Genomic DNA, 20,597 nt, shown 5'->3' with positions numbered 1-20,597 from the left:
TTTCCTCGTTTAATCGGCACGCGTGTTAATCGCTACGCGCGAGGTCGTGTGTGCCCGGCATGATATGAATCCCAGCCGCCAAAAGTGACACATTCACCATAGCACCGGGAGCAAGATGATTGCGCCGCGCCGCGTGGGTGGCAATGTCAAAACGTAGCATATCGCCGTGAGCAACGCGCAGCGTAACCAAGGTTATTCCGCCTAACGCCACCACTTCGCTGACCATGGCGGGTATCGGGTTTTCACGCTCGCCTCTAGAGGGGCGATCACGCCGATGCAACACAATATCCGACGGCGGCAGGTACCAGGTGACCGCTTCACCGACGGCAAAACGCGCAAGCCCTTCGGTCACTTCTAGTGAAAAACGCCCCCACTGCAAATAGCGCTGGCCATCCACTGTGACGACGTTGGCGTTAAACAGGTTATGTCGATCCAGAAGGCGCGCCACCGCAGGCGTCGCCGGTTGGCGAAAGAGCCGATCCGGCGTGTCTTGCTGGAGGCTCTCCCCACCATGCAGCACGCAAATCTGGTCGGCCAGTGCCGTGGCTTCGTCTAGGTCGTGGGTGACCAGCACAATGGGAATGGCGATTTGCTGACGTAACAACGCAAGCTCGCGCTGCAAACGCCGCCGGGTGACTTGATCCACCGCCGAAAAGGGCTCATCCAAGAGCAACACCTCGGGCTCGCGGGCCAACGCCCGCGCCAGTGCTACCCGTTGTCGCTGCCCACCGGAGAGCGCATGAGGGTAGCGCTGTCCCAGCCCCTCCAAACGCACGCTTGAGAGCCACTGCTCGGCGCGGTCACGCTGGGTCGGTTTAGGGAGGTGACGCAAAGGAAGGGCGATATTTTCCAGCGCTGTCAGATGGGGAAATAGCGCGTAGTCCTGAAACACAATACCAACGCGACGCTTTTGCGGCGAAAGTGAATACTTACTTTTGCCATCAAACCAGCTCGTTTCGCCGCAGACGATATGACCTTCGGCAGGCTGATAGAGCCCCGCAATCGAGCGTAAAAGTGTCGTTTTACCGCTACCGGAAGGGCCGACTAGCGCCAATAGCTCGCCCCGACGGCAAGTAAAATCAGCGGCCAGCGGAATCGGTCCATCTTGCGCCAAACACACTTTTAAATCAGTCACTGACCCACCTGCGGCGCCCGGCCAGCCCGTACACAATCCCCAAGGTAATAAACGACACGGCCAGTAACACCGCCGACATTAACGCTGCGCCCTGCTCGTCAAACGCCTGCATACGGTCGTAGATGGCAATGGCCAGGGTCCGGGTTTCGCCGTCGATTGAACCGCCAACCATTAAGATCACACCAAACTCACCGAGCGTGTGGGCAAAGGTTAACGCAAACGCCGACAGTACCCCCGGCCACACCAGCGGCAATTCGATGCGCCAGAGCGTTTGCCACGGGCCAAGCCCACTGCACCAAGCCGCTTCACGAAGGTTGCGCGGCACACTTTCAAACGCCCGCTGGATGGGCTGCACAGCAAAAGGAATGTTAGCGATCAACGAGGCGAGCAGAATGCCACTAAAGGTAAAATTCAGCCCACTGCCGGTGAGCTCCGACCAGAAAGCGCCTATCGGCGCATCGCGGCTAAAACTAAGCAAGAGATAAAAACCCAGTACCGTCGGCGGCAGCACCAGCGGCAGGGCGACCAGCGCCCCACACAGCCCTTTGCCACGAAAACGCGCGTAAGCTAGGGCTCGGCCAAGCCAGATTCCTAACGGCAGCAGAATTAGGCAAGTCAGCGCCGCCAGGCGCAGTGAAACCGAGAGCGCCGCCCAATCCATCGCGCCTGCCATTACTCAGGCACGCTAAAACCCGGGACACTAAAACCATAGTCCTGCAAAATAGCACGCCCCTTTTCACTTTGTAGCCAATGGTAAAAAGCGGTGGCCGTTTCGCCGGCGTTTTGTGTCAGCACCATGCGCTGGTTCAGCGGCGCATGCCAGCTTTCAGGAATTAGGACATAGTCGCTTTTCTCGGCAAGCGCTGGCGCTAACGCAAGCGAATACGCCACTAACCCGCCGCGCGTGTCATTCGACAAGGCAAATTGCGCTGCCTGCGAGACGTTTTCCCCTAACACCTGCAGCGGGGTCGTCGCATGCCACAACCCCGCGTGCTCCAGCGTCTGCTGCGCGGCAACACCATAAGGCGCATGCTCGGGGTTGGCCAACGCAATACGCTGACGCTCGCCCGAGGCTTGCGCGGCAATCGCCGCTTCTACCGCGGCCAGGGGAGCCTCTTGGCGCGGTAGCGTACCGGCGCCTTTCGGCTGCAACCACACGAGGCGACCCACCGCATAAAGCACCCCTTCATCGCGGGTGTAGCCTTCCTCATTCAGAGCAAAAACATAATCTTCATCGGCAGATAGGTAGAGTTCAAACGGGGCACCCTGAGCGATTTGACGGCGAAAATTTCCCGACGAGCCAAAATTAAGCCGCACCTGCTCACCCGTTTGCTGCGTGAACGCGTCAGCGGCCTCGCTTAACGCGAACTGCAAATCCGACGCCGCCGCTACCACCGGCGGCTTAGCGGATGCCGTGGCAGTGAACATCACACTAAACGCAAACGCGGCTATCCATCGTAATGCACCCATTAGCGAACTCCTTTTCGGCGATGATTATGCGGCGGGGTTTGCGTGTTTTTCGGTAATTGTCATGACTTTCATGGTATTGGTGCCGCCGTGAGCGTTCATGTGATCCCCACGGGTAAGAATCACATGATCCCCCGGCGTTACAATACCCTGCTCAACCAATAGTGCCAATGCGCGGTCATTAAGCTCAGTGGCTGACAAATCAGAGGTATCAAACGGCAAAGAGACCACGCCACGGTAAAGCGCCATGCGACGCTGGGCAACCGGGTTATGCGCCAACCCCACAATGGGCAACCCCGAGCGAATACGCGAGGCGATCAACGGGGTATACCCAGAGGCAGTCATGCAGGCAATGGCGGCCACCCCTTCCATGTGGTTTGCCGCGTACATCGCCGAGAGCGCAATCGTTTCATCAGGGCGCGTAAAACCTTCGTGGATGCGGTGGCCGGACTCTTGCGCGACTTTTTCGCGCTCGGCGCCTAGGCAAACACGCGCCATCGCTTCCACCGTTTCCAGCGGGTAATCCCCCGCTGCCGTTTCGGCGGAAAGCATCACCGCGTCGCTGCTATCGAGCACGGCGTTCGCGACATCGAACACTTCCGCTCGCGTGGGCAACGGCGCCGTGATCATGCTCTCCATCATCTGCGTGGCGGTAATCACGGCGCGATTAAGTGTCCTTGCCCGCTTAATCAACCGCTTTTGTATGCCCACCAATTTGGCATCGCCAATTTCCACGCCGAGATCGCCACGTGCCACCATCACGGCTTGAGAGGCTTCGATGATCGCATCCATGGTCGCTTCATCCGCCACCGCTTCGGCCCGCTCGATTTTGGCGACAAGACCAATCTCTTTACCCGCGTCGCCAAGCAGGCGCCGCGCTTCAAACATATCTTCTGCGTTGCGGGGAAAGGAGATAGCGAGATAATCCACGCCAATGTCGACGGCGGTCTTCAAGTCAGCCTTATCTTTCTCGGTCAGCGCTGGCGCCGATAGGCCACCGCCTTGCTTGTTGATGCCTTTGTTGTTGGAGAGCTTGCCGCCCACTACAACCTTGGTATGCACCTGCTGCCCTTCAACGCCGGTTACGTCCAGCACCACGCGGCCATCATCAAGCAACAAGCGGTCACCTGCGACGACATCATTCGCGAGGGTTTTATAGTCGCAGCCAACGTGCTCGGCATTGCCGGCTTCGCCGTCCATGGCCATGTCCAAAATAAATGGCTGACCTTCCTTAAGCGTGACCGCGCCGTCTTTAAAACGCGCGATACGAATTTTAGGGCCTTGCAGATCGCCAAGCGCTGCCACGCTGCGCCCAAGCTTGGCGGCGATTTCACGCACATTGTTCAGGCGATGACGATGATCTTCCGCTGTACCGTGAGAAAAATTAAGACGCACCACGTCAACCCCAGCAGCCAGCATGGCTTCTAAAACGCCCTCGCGGTCGCTGGCGGGGCCAAGAGTGGCCACAATTTTAGTACGACGAATGGAAGAGTAATGCAGTGCGTTCATAATGCTCCCGGGCCATGCAGGTAAACGTAACGGTGCTATTGATACGCCAGTATAAAGCACATCCCATGACAATTAGAGGTGCCACGCCTCCATACGCTTAAAACAGTATGCTTAAAACAGTACGCTTAAAAATAATTCGCCTAAACAGCACGCCTAAACCCAAAACGCCACGGCGGTTAGGCCGTGGCGTTTTGTGGTAAAAAAATCTCGCTTACAAATGCGTCACTTTCTGCGTTACTTCGCTAGCGGCTTTCTGCGAAACGTCAGTGACGTTTTTCATGTTTTCTTCCGCCATCTTTTGGCTTTCCTGCATGAAAGTCTGTCCCAGCGACGTGAGCTTTTCCGCATCGTTTTTAAAACGCTCGACCATGTCACCTGCAGCTTTCTGCTGGCTATCCAGCGCTTTTTTCAGGCTGTCAGCGTCACTGACCTCTAGCCAAAGACGCATCTGCGCAACTGACATGTCAGCGTAAGCACGGGCGGCGTCGAGCTGGGCACTCACGGCTTGATCATAGTAATCAAGCGCAGCGTTTGTATAGCTACGCATGGGCGAAACAAAAATAGTGTTGAGCTGTTGCGTGTTTTTTTCAGCGGCCTTACTCATGGCACATTCTCCTGCAGTGAGTTAACTCGTCAGCAGCAGCGCTGCTAGCGGTTTAAGAGGCATCAACCTCTTCTAATAATCAAGCTAGCAGGGCTTTTTGTGCAGCGCAACATGAGTTTTCTCATTTATTATGCCGCCGGCAAATCGCGCACCGTAAAGGCCCTAGCCGCTAACCCATCGTACTGGGCCAGCATGCGTTCAAACCAATGCGCCACCTCATCGGCAGGTGGCACAAGCGCCTGTTCTGACACGCAATACGCCCACATCATGCTGCCAAACAGCAGGTAATCGACACCGCTGGGCACCTCACCATCAAGAAACGGCGTTTCACGCAGTAATTCGCGCACGGGGGCCAATGTTTTCTGCAACGCTTGACGCCCTTGTTCCGGCTGATGAAATTCCTCTAGCGTGCAGCCAAAACGGGCTTCACGGGTTTCTCGAAAATAGGGGCGGTCATCAGGGTGAATGGCGGCAAGCAAATCCAGCGCCACGATGCGAAACAGCGCGGGTGTGACGCTACGCTCAACAAAGTGCTTAAAAAATAGCGCACGCTGATAGCTTACGCCTTCGCCTAAAAGCGGAGCTTCGGGGTAAGCGGAATCCAAGTAACGCATGATCTCGAAACTGTCGGTTACGACCTTATCGCCATCACACAGCACCGGCACTTTGTCGTAATCAGCAAAGGCAAGTTCGTCTTTTTGCAAAAACCGCCAAGGCTTAAATTGGGTCTCTAGCCCTTTATGCGCAAGCGACATCCGCACACGCCAGCAGTAGGGGGAAAAACGCAGGCGTTCATCGCGGCCACACAAATCATAAAGCGTACGTGTCATTGCAGTATCCTTATTATGCTTGTTAGCAAGCATGTCACCATGACCGTCCTTCGCGCCGTTAGCAAGTGGGTCAGCGCCTGCCTAAGTTACCCTATGTGTAACGCTGTCACTCGTGACTATCCATTAGTCTAACGGCTTATGCCGTCACTATTTTTCATGCCTGAATAAATACGTTTACGAAACAATATATTAGCGCCATAAACTTAACGGGGCGTGGCACTTTTGCTCCCAAAAAAATGGTAATACCAATTCCCCAACAGTAGTCATCTCCCCATCGACTCCGTATCTTTCACCGGAAAACACATGGCGCTTTTGCGGATTAATGCCTTTCTGGAGCACATCACCAATAACGAGGGGAAGTTCCTCACATGAATGAAACTACTCTTGCACTATTTGCTTTCGTACCGCTAGTGCTGGCAGGCGTGCTGTTGATCGGTTTTCGGATGGCGGCCAAAACGGCCATGCCGATTGTCTTCGTGGTCACCGCACTGATCGGCCTGCTCGCTTGGGACATGACGTTTTCGCGCGTTCTGGCGTCAACGTTCCAAGGGCTCATTCTCACCATTGCGATATTGTGGATCATCTTCGGGGCTATTTTGCTGCTGAATACGCTTAAGCATTCCGGCGGCATTACGGCGATTCGCAAAGGTTTTTCGGGCATCAGCCCTGACCGCCGCGTTCAGGCGATCATCGTCGCGTGGCTATTTGGCTGCTTTATCGAAGGGGCTTCTGGGTTTGGTACTCCGGCCGCGGTCGCTGCGCCGTTACTTGTGGCCCTGGGCTTCCCGGCACTGGCAGCGGTTGTCGTGGGCATGATGATCCAGTCCACACCGGTCTCCTTTGGCGCGGTTGGTACGCCGATTGTGGTGGGTGTCACCGGCGGCTTGGATCGCGGCGGCATTACCGAAGCGCTGGAAGCCGGCGGCTATACCTGGATGGAATATTTCCGTCTCATCGCGGGTGAAGTGGCGGTAATTCATGGCCTTGTGGGCGTTTTGATGCCGCTTATCATGGTTGTCATTATGGTGCGTTTCTTTGGCGCCAACCGCTCTTGGAAGGAAGGCCTTTCCATCACGCCATTTGCGCTGTTTGCCGGCGTGGCCTTTGTGGTGCCTTATATGCTGGCAGGCGTGCTGCTCGGGCCGGAATTCCCGTCGATGATTGGCGCGATGGTCGGCCTTGCCATTGTGGTGCCTGCGGCACGTCGTGGCTTCTTGATCCCGAAAGACACGTGGGACTTCCCGCCCTCCACTTCTTGGCCTGACGAGTGGATCGGCAAGCTTGAAATCAAGATGGACGACATCGCCGGCAAAGCACCGATCTCGACCTTCATGGGTTGGGTACCTTACGTACTGCTGGCGGTCTTCCTGGTGGCCTCACGCGTCATCGAGCCACTCAAAAATGCTTTAACCTCCTTTGCTTTCAGCTGGAACAATATCCTCGGCGAAGGCATCAGTGGCAGCATTCAGCCGCTTTACCTGCCAGGCGGCATTCTGTTGGCCGTGGTACTGGTGACCGCGCTATTACATCGCATGAAAGTTGGCGAGCTCAAAGCGGCGTTCAGCGACTCCACGAAAACGATTTTCGGGGCTGGCTTTGTGTTGATCTTTACCATTCCCATGGTGCGTATTTTGATCAACTCGGGTGTTAATGGCTCGGACCTTGCCTCGATGCCAGTGGCCATGGCGCGCTTCGTGGCTGACGGTGTTGGCGGCGTCTATCCGTTCTTCGCGCCGATGGTGGGTGCGTTGGGTGCCTTCATTGCCGGGTCGAATACTGTTTCGAACCTGATGCTGTCAGACTTTCAGTTTAACATCGCAAGCCAGCTCGGCGTTTCCACGGCCTTTATGGTAGCGCTGCAAGCGGTCGGCGCTGCAGCCGGTAACATGATTGCCATTCATAACGTGGTCGCTGCCTCTGCCACCGTTGGGCTGCTGGGCCGCGAAGGCACCACGATTCGCAAAACGATTCTGCCGACCATTTATTACCTTATCGCCACCGGCATCTTGGGGCTGATTGGCTTTTATGTCATCGGCATTAGCGATCCGCTTATGAGTGCGCTGAGCGGATAACACCTAGGTAGACACGGCTATCACCTTCGCCGGGGCAATCCCGGCGAAGGCGGTGGTTTTATCGAAAGCATCATGGGCACAGAGTTAGCGCCCTCCTAACCTCTTTCTAGCGCCATTTTCTTCAGTGACGCTGTATAACCTTGATACCCACCATCGCCAATACTATTACTGCTTACTGTTCACTGCCTACTGTTCACTGCCTACTGTTCACTGCCCACTACTCACTGCCCGTTAAGCGCCCCGTCATTCTCCGCTAACAGGTAGAAAAAGGAGCTTAGGAATGCCGACCTCTACTCTCATCGATGCCCTTTCTGCTGCCGTAGGCAGTGCCAATATCGTGACTGACGATGCCGCCAAGCGTCCTCATGAAACGGGATACCGCTCTGGGTATGGCAACGCCGCTGCGGTTGTCTACCCCACCCACTTGTTAGCCCTTTGGGAAACGCTTAAGGCATGCCATCAACATGACGCTGTGATCATTCCACAAGCCGCCAACACCGGCTTAACGGAAGGCTCAACCCCTAAAAACCAGTACGATCGCCCCGTGGTCATCTTGAGCACGATGCACCTTAAAGGGCTGCATTTCCTTGATGAGGGGCGCCAGGTCGTGTCACTACCCGGCGCGACGCTATTTGAACTCAGCCAGGCGCTTGCCCCCATGGGTCGTGAACCGCACTCTGTTATCGGCTCAACCTCCATTGGCGCTACCGTTATCGGTGGTGTGTGCAATAACTCAGGTGGCGCGCTGTGCCGACGTGGGCCTGCCTATACCGAACTTGCCCTCTACGCACGCATCAATGAAAACGACGAACTTGAACTGATCAATGAGCTGGGCATCGACTTAGGCGACTCCCCCGAAGAGATCCTTGCGCGCGTGGAGCAAGGGGACTTCCCAGCTGACGCCGTGCATCACGACGCGGGCAAAGCCTCCGACGATGACTATCCGTCGATTATTCGCGGTGTGGATCAGCCCGGCGCGGCCCGTTACAACAACGATCCCAGGCTACTATTCGGTGCCTCAGGAAGCGCGGGCAAGGTAGCGGTGTTCGCGGTGCGTCTCGATACCTTTGAGCAGGAGCAAGACGTCACCACCTATTATGTGGGCACCAATAACCCTGACGAGCTTGCAGATTTTCGTTTTCGCTTTTTACGCGAAGCTCAGCGCCTGCCCATTACCACGGAGTACCTGCATCGCGAACTTTTCGATGTCGCCAAACGCTACGGTAAAGATAGCTTTCTGCTTATCAAGTGGCTCGGCACGCAGCGCCTGCCCGGGGCTTTTCGCCTAAAAAACAAGGTTGATGCCTTTTTCAGAAAGCTGCCGCTGCTCCCCGCGCCGTTTACGGATCACTTTCTGCAGGCAGTCTCACGCATCGTTCCTTCTCCGCTACCCCAGCGACTTAACACATGGCGTGATGCGTATGAGCACCACCTCATTATTCGCGTTAACGGGGATATGGCAGAAGAAACCGAGCGATTCCTCGATGAATGTTTTGGTCATCAAGCCTGGTTTCAATGCACCGCGGATGAGGCCGAACGCGCCATGCTTCACCGCTTCGCCGCCGCCGGCGCGGCGGTGCGTTACCGCACCATCCACCATCAAGATGTCGAGGACATTCTAGCCTTGGATATCGCCTTATCACGCAACGACCCCAACTGGTTTGAACAACTGCCCGAGAGCATCTCGAAAGATATCGTCTACCGGCTCTATTACGGCCACTTTTTCTGCTATGTTTTCCATCAAGACTACATCTTTCGTCGGGGCGCCGACGTCAATGCGCTGAAGCAAGCGATGCTCGATATTCTCGACCAGCGCGGCGCTGAATACCCCGCTGAGCACAATGTTGGGCATCTTTACCCCGCCAAGGAGGCGCTGGCAACTTTCTACCGTGAACTTGATCCAACAAACCGCTTCAATCCCGGGATCGGCAAAATGTCGCGTGCGCCTTATTACCGGGATTGAGCGCGGACAAGAAACCTCACGCACAGAATGGTGAATCGCGACAGCACCACATTGGAATGCAGGGATACATTGATGGCTTGGATTTATGAATAGATTTATGGAAAACTATTCCATAAAATCAAAACCGCACCCTGCACCGCGCCCTCTTCTCTTTCGGGAGCTGCCCCATGAACATCCATTATGATGAACGTCTTGATGGCGAACTAAGGTCGTTTGAAAAAGCCGACGTCTTACGCGATCTGCAAGAAGCGGCGCCCTCGCTTACGCTTTTGCATCGCGAAGAAGACCTACGCCCTTTTGAATGCGACGGCCTTGCCGCGTACCGCATCCTGCCTATGCTGGTTGCGCTGCCGGAAACCCTCGACGACGTACAAACCCTGCTCAAGCGCTGCCATGCACTCGGCGTTCCGGTGGTGACACGCGGTGCAGGCACGGGCCTATCTGGCGGCGCGCTCCCACTTGAGCGTGGCGTTTTATTGGTCATGTCGCGCTTCAAACAGATTTTGAGCGTCGACCCAGACGCCCGCGTGGCACGCGTGCAACCCGGCGTGCGCAACCTGGCGATCTCGGAAGCCGCTGCGCCCTATGGGCTCTACTACGCGCCCGACCCGTCCTCGCAAATTGCCTGTTCGATCGGCGGCAACGTGGCGGAAAACGCCGGTGGCGTCCACTGTTTGAAATATGGCCTCACCGTGCACAACGTCATGCGTGTGGACATCGTCACCATTGAAGGCGAAACCATGACGCTCGGTTCTGAAGCGCTCGACGCGCCAGGGTTCGATCTTTTGGCGCTGATGAACGGCTCGGAAGGCATGCTCGGCGTGGTCACCGAGATCACGGTTAAGCTTCTGCCTAAACCGGAAACCGCCAAGGTGCTGATGGCAAGCTTTGACGACGTCGAGAAAGCGGGCCAAGCGGTAGGCGATATTATCGCTGCCGGCATTATTCCTGGCGGGCTTGAGATGATGGATAAGCTGGCGATCAAAGCCGCTGAAGACTTTGTTAAAGCAGGCTACCCGGTCGAGGCTGAAGCGATTCTTTTATGCGAGCTTGATGGGGTTGAAGCCGACGTCGACGACGACTGCGAGACGGTTCGCGCGGTGCTGGAAAAAGCCGGCGCGACCGATATTCAGCAAGCCCGCGACGAAGCCGAACGCGCCAAGTTCTGGGCCGGGCGCAAAAATGCCTTCCCCGCCGTGGGCCGCATGTCGCCAGATTACTACTGCATGGATGGCACCATCCCCCGCCGCGAGCTACCCCGCGTACTCAAAGGCATTGCCGCGCTATCAGAAGAAAGCGGCTTAAAAGTGGCCAACGTCTTCCACGCCGGTGACGGCAATATGCACCCGCTGATTCTGTTTGATGCCAACCGTGAAGGCGAGCTTGAACTCGCCGAGGACGTGGGCGGCAAGATTCTTGAGCTATGCGTAGCCGCTGGGGGCTCAATCACCGGTGAGCACGGGGTGGGACGCGAGAAAATCAATCAAATGTGCAGCCAGTTCCAGCCTGATGAACTGACGGTCTTTCACGCGCTAAAGGCAGCGTTTGACCCGGATCGCTTGCTCAACCCGGGCAAGAACATTCCCACGCTTGCCCGCTGCGCCGAATTCGGCGCCATGCACGTCCATAACAATGAGCTTCCGCACCCGGAACTGCCCCGTTTCTGATTGGCCCGCAGGAAAGACTATGACTAACACCGTGACTAAAACCGCTGACCGCGATATCGCCGAGGCGCTTTGCGAGCAGGTCAAAAAAGCCCACACGGACCGCACGCCGCTGCGCATCGTCGGCGGCAATACGCGCGCCTTCTATGGCCGCCCCGTAGAGGGTGAGACGCTAAATATCGCCGAACATAGTGGCATTGTTCACTACGACCCGGTAGAGCTTGTGGTAACCGTGCGCGCGGGCACCCACATCAGCGCGCTGGAAGCCTCGCTTGCCGAGCATAACCAGATGCTTGCCTTCGAGCCGCCGCGCTTCGGCGAGGCCAGCACCATCGGCGGCGCCGTGGCCACCGGCCTCTCCGGCCCGCGCCGCCCGTGGGCGGGGGCTGTACGCGATTTTGTCCTGGGCTCGCACGTGATTACCCAAGACGGGAAGCTTTTGCGCTTTGGCGGTGAAGTAATGAAAAACGTCGCCGGTTACGACATGTCGCGCTTGATGGCCGGTGCCCAAGGCACGCTCGGTGTGCTGGCGGACATCTCCTTTAAAGTACTGCCCAAACCAACCGCGAGCCACAGCCTGAAGCTTTCACTGCCGTTAAGTGATGCGCTGAAAAAGCTCGCCGAGCTTGGCCGCCAACCACTGCCGATTACCGCCGCGGCTTGGCACGCCGGTGAGCTTTTCCTGCGCCTGGAAGGCGGCAAGAGCTCGGTTAAGGCCACGCGTGAGCGCCTTGGCGGCGAAGAGGTCGATGCTAGCTTCTGGCAAGAGCTGCGTGACTTGGAGCACACGTTTTTCACCCAGAATAACGACAAGCCACTATGGCGGCTGTCGCTACCTCCCAATACCGCCCCGCTGGCGCTAGATATCCCGGAAAGCGATATTTTCTACGACTGGGCTGGCAGTCAGCGCTTTATCAAAACGTCGCTCGACAGCGAGACGCTGCGCCAGGCGTGCCAACGCGAAGGCGGTCACGCCACTTGCTACACCTCAGAAGCACTCGGCGGCGCCAAAGCCCCCTTCACCCCGCTCAACCCCGTGGTGGAGAAGTATCATCGCAACCTGAAGGCGGAGCTGGATGCCCACGGCATCTTCAACCCTGGTCGTCTTTATGCGGCGTTTTAATCCCGCGCGCTTTACTCAGGAGAGCTGACATGCAGACGAACTTTACCGACGCCGACCGCCAGAAACCGCATATCCAGGAAGCTGAGCGCATTCTTCGCACCTGCGTACACTGCGGCTTTTGCAACGCTACCTGCCCCACCTACCAGCTATTGGGCGACGAGCGCGATGGCCCGCGCGGGCGTATCTATTTAATGAAGGAGCTTTTGGAAAGCAGCGAAGATGACGACCAAGTCACCGAAGAAACACGGCTTCACCTCGACCGCTGCCTGACGTGCCAGAATTGCGAAACCACCTGCCCTTCCGGCGTGGAGTACCACAAGCTTCTTAATATCGGCCGTGCTGAAATCGAGCGCCGTGTGCCGCGCCCAGCCGCTGAGCGCGCGCAACGTTACGCGCTGCGCAAAATGCTCGTTGACCCCAAGCGCTTCGCCGCGCTTTTAAAACTGGGCCAAACGTTTAAACCGCTGGTACCGGGCAAGTTACGCGACAAAATGCCGGCGGCACCCAAGGATGCGGGCACACGCCCCGCCGCCGACCGCCATTCCCGCAAGGTGTTAATGCTGGAAGGCTGTGTGCAGCCGGGTCTTTCACCCAACACCAACGCCGCGACAGCACGCGTGCTCGACCGTTTAGGCATCAGCGTCACGCCAGTTTCTGAAGCCGGCTGCTGCGGCGCGATTGATTTTCACTTGAACGCTCAAGAAGAAGGCCGCGAGCGTATCCGCGCCAATATCGACGCCTGGTGGCCCCATGTCGAGTACGGCGCTGAAGCGATCGTGCAAACCGCGAGCGGCTGCGGCGCCTTCGTCAAAGAGTATGGCGACATGCTCAAAGACGACCCTAAATACGCCGAAAAAGCGCAAAAAATAAGCGCCTTGGCCAAAGATTTGGTCGAAGTGCTCCGGGAAGAACCGCTTGGTGAGCTGCAAATCAAAACCAGCCAGCGCTTGGCGTTTCATTGCCCGTGTACCTTACAGCATGCGCAAAAACTCAGCGGCGCGGTAGAAAGTGTGCTCATCAAGCTCGGCTTTACGCTAACGCCGGTACAGGACGCCCACCTATGCTGCGGTTCGGCGGGCACCTACTCTATCACGCAACCGGAATTGGCCACTGAGCTTCGCAATAACAAGCTCAACGCGCTGGAAGCCGGTAACCCGGAAACGATCGTGACCGCGAATATCGGCTGTCAGACCCATTTGGCTGGTGCTAACCGCACACCGGTGCGCCACTGGATTGAAGTCGTTGATACGGCGCTAGCCTAACACGGGTCAACCCTGCTCAAATTTAACGTAAACCCCTGAACCCAAAAAAGGACATCACGATGCAAAGCAAAGCTGTTTTAGCCCAAGCCGACGTCACCCAAGTACTCGACGCCGCGCAGCAAGAAGCTGAACGCGAAGGCTGGGCGATCACCGTTGCCGTGGCTGACGATGGCGGCCATCTGCTCGCCTTGCGCCGCCTAGACGGGGCAGCGCCGTTTACTGCCGACGTTGCCACGCAAAAAGCCCGCAGCGCCGCAATGGGGCGCAAGGAAACCCAAGTGTTTGAAGAAATGATCAACGGTGGCCGCACGGCATTTGTTTCCGCCCCGCTGCAAGGGCTGCTCTCTGGCGGTGTTCCCATCATTGTCGACGGTAACGTTGTCGGCGCCGTGGGCATCTCGGGCGTTAAACCCGACCAGGATGTGCAGGTGGCCAAAGCGGCGGTCAACGTTATCGCCAGCTGAAACAGAAACAAGACACAATAGCGGCCTGAGGGTCGCTATTTTCGTCACGGCAATTTTTTGCACGACGCACAACTTTTCTGCACAACGCATACGAAAAACCCCAGGCGGATGGCCTAGGGCTTTGGAATTCTTTCAGCAGTGCTGATAGTGCTTAATGGCGGACCGGACGAGACTCGAACTCGCGACCTCCGGCGTGACAGGCCGGCATTCTAACCAACTGAACTACCGGTCCGCAGAAAAAGCATTTATTGCTACCGTTTACGACTACCATTTAAAAGCGTTCAATTAAGCTCTCTTAAATGGTGGGTGGTACTGGGTTCGAACCAGTGACCCCCAGCTTGTAAGGCTGGTGCTCTCCCAACTGAGCTAACCACCCAAGGCGTGCAGGTTTATCGTGGCGGACCGGACGAGACTCGAACTCGCGACCTCCGGCGTGACAGGCCGGCATTCTAACCAACTGAACTACCGGTCCACGTAACGATAAAGTGAGAAATAACGATTGGCAGGTGATGTTGGCGGACCGGACGAGACTCGAACTCGCGACCTCCGGCGTGACAGGCCGGCATTCTAACCAACTGAACTACCGGTCCACATAAAACATCAAAAGCGCTTGCTTTTCTCTTACTGCATCTTTCACAACGACTTTCTACTACTCACGCAATCAGATGGCCACTAATGTGGTGGGTGGTACTGGGTTCGAACCAGTGACCCCCAGCTTGTAAGGCTGGTGCTCTCCCAACTGAGCTAACCACCCGCTGGTCACGTGGCGCTGCATTCTACCTAAGCAGCTTGATAAGTCAACCCTATTTCTTATCGCGGTGTAGATTTCTTATTCACCGCCAGCTGCTGTGCGAGCGCGGACGAAGGATGCCGCAAGTAACGCAGCCTCGTCAATTAAAACTTGCTGAGATAGCCCCGTTGAGCGCCGCGGCTTAAAGTCATGGTCTGCGTCTGTTAGCCACTCGAACTTCACATTGGCGGGAAGCGTATAACGCTCTACCTCTTGGCGAGTACCAAGGGGGTCTCGCTCGCCCTGAATAATTAACGCAGGGCATGTCACCTGCGGCCAATGGGCAAGACGGCGTTTTTCCGGCGCACGCGGTGGGTGAAAGGGATAGCCTGCCACAATCACGCCGGCAGCTGGCCGTTGGGTCGCTAGCATGCTCGCCACACGCCCACCCATCGACTTACCGCCCACCCAAACAGGGCCTTGAACCTCCCGTTCAACCCAATCCCACCATTGCGCTATTTCATCAACAAGCCTATCGACCTTAGGCGGTGGGCGTCGGCGACCACTTTCACGCATCTGCTGCATATAGCCAAAATCCAGCGTCAGCACCTGAACGCCATAGCGTGCCAAAGAGGTGACAAATTGACGCATGAAAGAAGAATCCTGCCCCGCACCCGCACCGTGAGCAAACAACAAATGACCCAAAATAGGCTCGCCTTGAAGCGTCAAAGGGCCGAAACCCTCGGTATAAAAGGCGCCACTACCCCCTTCCCGTAATTTTCGCTGCAATACCGTGCGATGAATTTTGGCATAGCGTTGCTGGTCATACTGGCACATATAATTCCTGCGTAATGTTAGCTAAACCAATTGGTGTGTTCAGCTTAGGCCTTAGCTGCGCTAGAATCTCTTACGGAACTTGACCTGCATCATCAAGCGGGTGGCCGCACCCGGGCACAATAACGTCGGGTTATCCCTCTCAACCGCGTTCGATGGGAACATGACATGAGCACAGCAATTGAACATCCGACCTACAACTACAAGGTAGTTCGGCAGTTCGCGATCATGACTGTTGTGTGGGGCATTGTGGGGATGACGATCGGAGTCATCCTCGCCGCACAACTGGTATGGCCAGAACTGAACCTTGGATTACCTTGGACAAGCTTTGGGCGTCTCCGCCCACTTCACACTAATGCCGTTATCTTTGCATTTGGCGGTTCGGCGCTTTTTGCCACCTCTTACTACGTTGTTCAACGTACTTGCCAAACTCGCCTGTTTTCCGACAAGCTTGCGGCATTTACGTTCTGGGGTTGGCAAGCGGTTATTCTCTCTGCCGTAGTCTCTCTTCCGTTGGGCTTCACCACAACCAAGGAATATGCCGAGCTGGAGTGGCCGATCAATATTTTGATTGCGGTTGTGTGGGTGACTTACGCGCTCATCTTCTTAATGACGATCAAGCAGCGTAAAACACCTCATATTTACGTGGCTAACTGGTTCTTTGCTGCTTTCATTTTGACGGTTGCCGTGTTGCATATCGTCAATAATGCGGCCATCCCCGTTACCGCCATGTACTCCACCTCCATCTACTCTGGCACCATCGACGCAATGGTTCAGTGGTGGTATGGCCACAATGCCGTGGGCTTTTTCTTAACAGCAGGCTTTCTCGGCATGATGTACTACTTCGTGCCCAAGCAGGCTGAGCGCCCGGTGTATTCTTATCGTTTGTCTATTGTTCACTTCTGGGCGTTGATCATGGTGTACATGTGGGCTGGCCCGCACCACCTGCATTACACAGCGCTGCCTAACTGGGCACAGTCGCTAGGCATGATCATGTCGATCATCCTGCTGGCACCCTCTTGGGGCGGTATGATCAACGGCATGATGACACTCTCCGGCGCTTGGCATAAGTTGCGCACCGATCCGACGCTGCGTTTCCTTGTTGTGGCGCTCTCCTTCTACGGTATGTCGACGTTTGAAGGCCCCATGATGGCTATCAAGACCGTCAACGCCCTGTCGCACTATACCGACTGGACGATTGGGCACGTGCATTCTGGCGCGTTGGGTTGGGTTGCCATGATCACGATTGGCTCGATGTACCACCTCATCCCGCGCTTATTCGGTCGTACCGAAATGCACTCGGTCAATTTGATTGCGGTTCACTTTTGGCTGGCCACTATCGGCACTGTATTGTACATCGCGTCCATGTGGGTCAACGGTATCTTGCAAGGCCTGATGTGGCGCGCCATCAACCCCGACGGCACGCTGATGTACTCATTTGTCGAGGCAGTTGAGGCTAGTGCACCGGGCTACTTTGTTCGCTTAGTCGGCGGCCTGTTCTGGGTCATTGGTATGTTGATCATGGCCTATAACGTTTACCGTACGGTCAATCGTCGCGAAGCCATTAGTCAGCAGCCGGCGCCGCAAGCCGCTTAAACGGGGAAGTTGAGACCAATGAAACACGAGATTGTTGAAAAGAACGTTGGCCTACTTGCCGTATTGATCCTTGTTGCGATCAGTTTCGGTGGCTTGGCCGAAATCGTCCCACTGTTCTTCCAAAAGCAAACCACAGAACCCGTTGAGGGGCTTAAGCCCCTCACCGCCTTGGAGCTTGAGGGGCGTGGCATCTATCGCCGTGAAGGCTGCGTGGGCTGTCACTCGCAGCAGGTTCGCCCTTTCCGTGCAGAAACCGAGCGTTACGGGCATTACAGCGTTGCTGGCGAGCAAGTGTACGAGCATAACTTCTTATGGGGTTCCAAGCGCACCGGGCCGGATCTCGCCCGTGTCGGTGGCCGCTATAGCGATGACTGGCACCGCGCCCATATGTATAACCCACGCGACGTAGTACCGGAATCAATCATGCCTGCCTATCCTTGGCTGTTTGAGAATACGTTGGATGGTGAAGATACGCCGGCGAAGATGCGCACGTTGAAAAGCTTAGGCGTACCGTATACTGATGAACAGATCGACAACGCAACGGTTGAAGTACGCGGCACTCAGGAAATCACGGCACTGATTGCTTACCTACAACAGCTAGGAACCGTGCTCGAGGGCACTCGCTAAATTATGGATACGGGAACTTTTCGCGGCCTCATCACGCTAATACTGCTTATCGCTTTTTTAGGAATCACTTGGTGGGCCTATTCCAAGCGACGCAAACCGGACTTCGATGAAGCAGCTAACCTGCCCTTCGCCGATGATGATGAGCAACCGACCCGTGACAAGCCTGCGTCATCGCAGGATGACGCAGATTCCCGCCACGATAGGGGAGATAAAAACACATGAACAATTTATGGGGCGACTCCTTACCCGGTTTTTGGAGTGCCTGGATCATCGTCATCACCTTGGGCACCATTGCGATCAGTGTTTGGCTTTTATTTGCCAACCGACGCACGGATAAAACGCCCGATGCCGAAGGCAATGTGGAAACCACAGGCCATGCCGCCGATGAAATTGAAGAGTACGATAACCCGCTCCCCAAATGGTGGTTCCAGTTATTTGTGGGTACGGTTATCTTCTCTATTGGCTACCTAATTCTTTACCCAGGCCTTGGTAACTTTGCTGGGGTACTGGGCTGGACGCAGGAAGGTCAGTGGGAAGAAGAAGTTGAGCAGGCCGAAGAGCGTTTTGCGCCTATCTTCGCTCAATATCAGGAGGTGCCGGTTCCTGATTTAGCAAAAGATCAAGAAGCCATGCGGGTGGCAGAGCGTATTTACCAAAACAATTGTGCGGTGTGTCACGGCTCCAATGCTCAGGGTGGCTACGGTTTTCCCAACCTGACCGATGACAACTGGCTCTACGGTGGTGAGCCGGAAAACATCATGGCGACGCTAAACAATGGGCGTAATGGCTTGATGCCAGCATGGCAGCAATTGGGTGAAGACAATATCGAAAACCTCACGCAGTACGTGATGTCACTTTCTAACCTCGAGCATGACGAAGACCGTGCTGAGCAAGGTGAAAGCACCTTCATGTCAGTGTGTGCTGCTTGTCATACGCCGCAAGGAACGGGTAATACCGCGTTAGGCGCACCTAACCTGACCAACGATATCTGGCTCTATTTAGCGCCTGGGCAAACGGTGGCTGACTCCATTCGCCAAACGCTGCGTAACGGGCGTAACGGCCATATGCCGGCTCAAGCCGCTTACATTGGTGAAGAGCGAGTACACCTGGTTGCCGCTTATGTTTATAGCCTACGCTTTGACAACTAATCGCTAACGTATAAATACTTTTATAAGTACTTATACAAGCACTTAAGGGTGCGGTCGCAGGCCGCACCCTTTTTGACGATTAAAGCGTTAAACTATGGTTCTCCTGCCTTATTGAGCTGCGATTTCGCTATGGAAAAGATACCCAGTAAAGACGTCACGCCCAAACCGAAAAAACAGCCATCATCCCAGGATGAAGTCGTCACGCAAAGCATGTATGCCGAGCGCAAACATATCTACGTGCGTGAAATTAAAGGCTTCTTTCAGAAGATTAGACGCAGTGCCAACTGGGGGTTGATGCTCGTTTTCTTTCTGCTTCCCTGGATTAATATTGGCGGAAGACCGGCAATTTGGTTTGATTTACCAGGGCGAGAGTTTCACATTTTTACTGCGACATTCTATCCGCAAGAATTTGTCTTGCTGTCGTGGTTATTGATTATTTGCGCCTTTGGCCTCTTTTTGATTACCGTTTTCGCCGGTCGCGTCTGGTGCGGCTACACCTGCCCGCAAAGCGTCTGGACATTTCTGTTCATTTGGCTAGAGCATCGTATTGAAGGGCCGCGGAATAAGCGCATTAAGCTCGATAAACAACCGCTAACCGCAAAAAAATTCACCCGTAAAAGTATAAAACACGTTGCCTGGTTACTCATTGCGTTAGCCACGGGCGTCACCTTTGTTGGCTATTTTACCCCCATTCGCGACCTTGTCGTGGATTTACCGACCCTACAAGCCCACGGTTGGTCTTATTTTTGGACCGGTTTTTTCTTGGTTTTTACTTATTTGAATGCTGGCTGGCTACGCGAACAAGTGTGCATCTATATGTGCCCATACGCGCGATTCCAGTCGGTGATGTTTGATCGCGATACCCTGATCGTTTCCTACGATGCCGATCGTGGCGAACCAAGGGGCAGGCGCAAAAAAAGCCTAACCCATGAAGAGGCACGCGCCGCGGGACACGGCGACTGTATCGATTGTGATCTTTGCGTGCAGGTTTGCCCCACAGGTATCGATATCCGTGATGGTTTGCAGTACGAGTGCATTACCTGCGCCGCTTGCATCGATGCCTGCGATAGCGTGATGGACAAAATGGGCTACCCACGGGGGCTGGTGCGCTACACCACCGAAAATGCACTGGAAGGCAAATCAACGCATATTTTCCGCCCTCGCTTAATGGGCTACTTAGCGGCTCTATTAGTGATGATCGGTGCTTTTGCTTGGGCAGTGAATGATCGTATGCCTCTTAACTTTGAAGCCGAACGCGAACGGACCCAGCTGTACCAAGTCACGCGAGATGGCCGCATTAGCAATGTTTACAGCCTGATGGTGCGTAATCTTGATGATCGTGATCACACCTACCGCCTCAACGCCGCAGGGCTTGAAGGCTTGCGCCTAGATCAAGACACCATTAGCGTGCCGGCGGGTGAATCGCGCTCGGAGGCCATCACGGTTACTGCTGACGCAGATGCCATCACCCAGCCAAGTCATGACATTGTGTTGACCATTGAATCCGAACTAGACAACAGCATTCGCTTAGAGCGCGACTCGCGCTTTATCGGTGATATTAGGAGATAA

18 protein-coding genes and 5 tRNA genes are annotated in these 20,597 nt (G+C 55.5%); 11 read left to right on the top strand and 12 right to left on the bottom strand.

Annotated features, from left to right (window positions below):
* Nucleotides 1–25: 25 nt before the first annotated feature.
* From QC823_RS00750 to QC823_RS00725, 6 genes are all read right to left on the bottom strand, one after another.
* Complete coding sequence (locus tag QC823_RS00750) at nucleotides 26–1,135, bottom strand: ABC transporter ATP-binding protein (protein WP_309654441.1); 1,110 nt, start codon at nucleotides 1,133–1,135, stop codon at nucleotides 26–28.
* Entirely contained in the window at nucleotides 1,128–1,808 is a 681-nt protein-coding gene (modB, locus tag QC823_RS00745) for a molybdate ABC transporter permease subunit (RefSeq protein ID WP_309654440.1), read from the bottom strand. Before modB ends, QC823_RS00750 begins: the two co-directional genes overlap by 8 nt.
* A complete protein-coding gene (gene modA / locus QC823_RS00740) occupies nucleotides 1,808–2,605 on the bottom strand; it encodes a molybdate ABC transporter substrate-binding protein (RefSeq protein WP_309654439.1) in 798 nt (265 codons plus the stop codon). The genes modB and modA overlap by 1 nt, the downstream gene beginning before the upstream one ends.
* Nucleotides 2,606–2,629: 24 nt before the next feature.
* The gene (gene pyk, locus QC823_RS00735; RefSeq protein WP_309654438.1) at nucleotides 2,630–4,111 is read right to left on the bottom strand and encodes a pyruvate kinase; all 1,482 of its coding nucleotides are present in this window, start codon (nucleotides 4,109–4,111) and stop codon (nucleotides 2,630–2,632) included.
* Nucleotides 4,112–4,322: 211 nt separating this feature from the next.
* Nucleotides 4,323–4,715, bottom strand: a complete 393-nt coding sequence (locus tag QC823_RS00730) for a phasin family protein (protein WP_309654437.1) — start codon at nucleotides 4,713–4,715, stop codon at nucleotides 4,323–4,325.
* A 128-nt stretch (nucleotides 4,716–4,843) separates the two neighbouring features.
* Nucleotides 4,844–5,545: a glutathione S-transferase N-terminal domain-containing protein gene (locus QC823_RS00725; RefSeq protein ID WP_309654436.1), complete on the bottom strand. Its 702-nt coding sequence runs from the start codon at nucleotides 5,543–5,545 to the stop codon at nucleotides 4,844–4,846.
* Nucleotides 5,546–5,913: 368 nt separating this feature from the next.
* Between QC823_RS00725 and QC823_RS00720 the strand changes: the two genes are divergently transcribed.
* The 6 genes from QC823_RS00720 to QC823_RS00695 all read left to right on the top strand — a co-directional run bounded on the left by QC823_RS00720 (nucleotide 5,914) and on the right by QC823_RS00695 (nucleotide 14,093).
* Complete coding sequence (locus QC823_RS00720; RefSeq protein ID WP_309654435.1) at nucleotides 5,914–7,617, top strand: L-lactate permease; 1,704 nt, start codon at nucleotides 5,914–5,916, stop codon at nucleotides 7,615–7,617.
* A gap of 280 nt (nucleotides 7,618–7,897) precedes the next feature.
* On the top strand, nucleotides 7,898–9,580 hold the full coding sequence (dld, locus tag QC823_RS00715; protein WP_309654434.1) for a D-lactate dehydrogenase: 1,683 nt from the start codon (nucleotides 7,898–7,900) through the stop codon (nucleotides 9,578–9,580).
* Nucleotides 9,581–9,747: 167 nt separating this feature from the next.
* On the top strand, nucleotides 9,748–11,247 hold the full coding sequence (glcD, locus tag QC823_RS00710; RefSeq protein ID WP_309654433.1) for a glycolate oxidase subunit GlcD: 1,500 nt from the start codon (nucleotides 9,748–9,750) through the stop codon (nucleotides 11,245–11,247).
* Nucleotides 11,248–11,266: 19 nt separating this feature from the next.
* Nucleotides 11,267–12,367 carry a glycolate oxidase subunit GlcE gene (glcE, locus tag QC823_RS00705; RefSeq protein ID WP_309654432.1) on the top strand — a complete coding sequence of 367 codons (1,101 nt, stop codon included), beginning with the start codon at nucleotides 11,267–11,269 and terminating at the stop codon, nucleotides 12,365–12,367.
* Nucleotides 12,368–12,396: 29 nt separating this feature from the next.
* A complete protein-coding gene (gene glcF / locus QC823_RS00700; protein ID WP_309654431.1) occupies nucleotides 12,397–13,629 on the top strand; it encodes a glycolate oxidase subunit GlcF in 1,233 nt (410 codons plus the stop codon).
* A 59-nt stretch (nucleotides 13,630–13,688) separates the two neighbouring features.
* Entirely contained in the window at nucleotides 13,689–14,093 is a 405-nt protein-coding gene (locus QC823_RS00695; protein ID WP_309654430.1) for a heme-binding protein, read from the top strand.
* A gap of 155 nt (nucleotides 14,094–14,248) precedes the next feature.
* Here QC823_RS00695 and QC823_RS00690 read toward each other — a convergent pair.
* From QC823_RS00690 to QC823_RS00665, 6 genes are all read right to left on the bottom strand, one after another.
* Nucleotides 14,249–14,325 (bottom strand) — tRNA-Asp (locus tag QC823_RS00690).
* A gap of 68 nt (nucleotides 14,326–14,393) precedes the next feature.
* Nucleotides 14,394–14,469: transfer RNA gene (locus tag QC823_RS00685), tRNA-Val, on the bottom strand.
* A 19-nt stretch (nucleotides 14,470–14,488) separates the two neighbouring features.
* Nucleotides 14,489–14,565: transfer RNA gene (locus tag QC823_RS00680), tRNA-Asp, on the bottom strand.
* Between the two features lie 41 nt (nucleotides 14,566–14,606).
* A tRNA-Asp gene (locus tag QC823_RS00675) sits at nucleotides 14,607–14,683 on the bottom strand.
* Between the two features lie 88 nt (nucleotides 14,684–14,771).
* Nucleotides 14,772–14,847: transfer RNA gene (locus QC823_RS00670), tRNA-Val, on the bottom strand.
* Between the two features lie 75 nt (nucleotides 14,848–14,922).
* Nucleotides 14,923–15,660: an alpha/beta fold hydrolase gene (locus QC823_RS00665; protein WP_309654429.1), complete on the bottom strand. Its 738-nt coding sequence runs from the start codon at nucleotides 15,658–15,660 to the stop codon at nucleotides 14,923–14,925.
* Nucleotides 15,661–15,825: 165 nt separating this feature from the next.
* Between QC823_RS00665 and ccoN the strand changes: the two genes are divergently transcribed.
* From ccoN to ccoG, 5 genes are all read left to right on the top strand, one after another.
* Nucleotides 15,826–17,253, top strand: coding sequence for a cytochrome-c oxidase, cbb3-type subunit I (ccoN, locus tag QC823_RS00660; protein ID WP_309654428.1), 1,428 nt, complete (start codon nucleotides 15,826–15,828; stop codon nucleotides 17,251–17,253).
* Nucleotides 17,254–17,271: 18 nt separating this feature from the next.
* A complete protein-coding gene (gene ccoO / locus QC823_RS00655) occupies nucleotides 17,272–17,880 on the top strand; it encodes a cytochrome-c oxidase, cbb3-type subunit II (RefSeq protein WP_309654427.1) in 609 nt (202 codons plus the stop codon).
* Nucleotides 17,881–17,883: 3 nt separating this feature from the next.
* Nucleotides 17,884–18,102, top strand: coding sequence for a cbb3-type cytochrome oxidase subunit 3 (locus QC823_RS00650; protein WP_309654426.1), 219 nt, complete (start codon nucleotides 17,884–17,886; stop codon nucleotides 18,100–18,102).
* Nucleotides 18,099–19,028, top strand: a complete 930-nt coding sequence (gene ccoP, locus QC823_RS00645) for a cytochrome-c oxidase, cbb3-type subunit III (protein WP_309654425.1) — start codon at nucleotides 18,099–18,101, stop codon at nucleotides 19,026–19,028. The genes QC823_RS00650 and ccoP overlap by 4 nt, the downstream gene beginning before the upstream one ends.
* A gap of 129 nt (nucleotides 19,029–19,157) precedes the next feature.
* The gene (ccoG, locus tag QC823_RS00640; protein WP_309654424.1) at nucleotides 19,158–20,597 is read left to right on the top strand and encodes a cytochrome c oxidase accessory protein CcoG; all 1,440 of its coding nucleotides are present in this window, start codon (nucleotides 19,158–19,160) and stop codon (nucleotides 20,595–20,597) included.

Origin of the sequence: Vreelandella vilamensis (assembly GCF_031451755.1) — a bacterium.
In the GTDB taxonomy this organism is placed as follows: Bacteria; Pseudomonadota; Gammaproteobacteria; order Pseudomonadales; family Halomonadaceae; genus Vreelandella; species Vreelandella vilamensis.
Note: the sequence above shows the minus strand (reverse complement) of the source record. Positions and strands in the feature narration are given on the sequence as shown.